The organism is Micrococcus sp. EWR3.9.1 (assembly GCF_052615555.1).
The window spans coordinates 1-963 of the sequence record NZ_JBQXFD010000044.1 but is presented as its reverse complement, the minus strand read 5'-3'; the positions used below and the strand labels follow the sequence as shown (position 1 = coordinate 963).

Genomic DNA, 963 nt, shown 5'->3' with positions numbered 1-963 from the left:
CCCTCGTGGCAAGAACCTCATGACCCACAACAGCTAACCGGACTGCGAGCGACCGGCGTTGTGGACGCAGACGACCTGGACACTGGGCCGTGCGGTCAGGAGGATCTCCAAAGTCGGCGGTGGGGGTTCAGGCGATGTCGAGGAAGGAACGGAGCTCGGCGAAGGCCGACGGCACGACGGAGTAGTGCGCCCAGCGCCCCTTCTGCTCGCGCGTGAGCAGGCCAGCGTCGACGAGCTTCTTCATGTGGTGACTCACGGTCGGCTGGCTGATGCCCAACGGCTCGGTGAGATCACAGGCGCAGACCGAATTGCAGCCCTGAGCAGCGACATGGGACAGAAGTCGGAGACGGGTCGGGTCGGAAAGCGCCTTGAGCAAGGACGCGATCCTCTCGGCCTCGACGCTGTCGACGGGCCCCGCTGAGAGCGTGCAGCACCCCTCAGGGCCGTTCATCGTCTCGAGCCCGGCAGCTGTGATCGAGGTCGTCGTGGACATGCCCCCACCTTACATTGACAGTCATCGATGTGAAGCATAGCGTTCGCATCGATATCCGTCGATGGAAGGTTCGGCCCCCCTCATGAGTACGACCACCAAGGATGTGGAGCAGCCCCGCGTGATGAAGGAGATGTCCTTCCTCGATCGCTGGCTCCCGGTGTGGATCCTGGCCGCCATGGCAGTGGGTCTCCTGATGGGGCGGTTCATCCCCGGCCTGAACACCGCGCTGGAGGCGGTGAAGATCGGATCCGTGTCCCTGCCCATTGCGATCGGACTGTTGGTGATGATGTACCCGGTCCTGGCGAAGGTCCGCTACGACGAGACCCGGCGCATCGGCGCGGACCGACGCCTGCTGGTGACCTCGCTGGTGCTGAACTGGATCGTCGGCCCGGCACTCATGTTCGCCCTGGCCTGGATCTTCCTGGCCGACCTTCCGGAGTACCGCACCGGCCTGATCATCGTCGGGCTCG

Annotated in this window: 2 protein-coding genes; one reads left to right on the top strand and one right to left on the bottom strand. The window is 64.6% G+C overall.

The window, feature by feature from the left end:
• Positions 1-127: 127 nt before the first annotated feature.
• The gene (locus ACUJ8O_RS11480) at positions 128-493 is read right to left on the bottom strand and encodes an ArsR/SmtB family transcription factor (protein WP_036336812.1); all 366 of its coding nucleotides are present in this window, start codon (positions 491-493) and stop codon (positions 128-130) included.
• Between the two features lie 82 nt (positions 494-575).
• On the opposite strand from ACUJ8O_RS11480, the gene ACUJ8O_RS11475 reads away from it, so the two are divergent.
• Positions 576-963 (top strand): arsenic resistance protein (locus ACUJ8O_RS11475; protein WP_445373400.1); only part of this gene is annotated, 388 nt, incomplete at its 3' end.

Coding starts and splice junctions, on each gene's coding strand:
- ACUJ8O_RS11480 (WP_036336812.1), bottom strand. CDS start 493: ATGTCCACGACGACCTCGATCACAGCTGCCGGGCTCGAGACGATGAAC.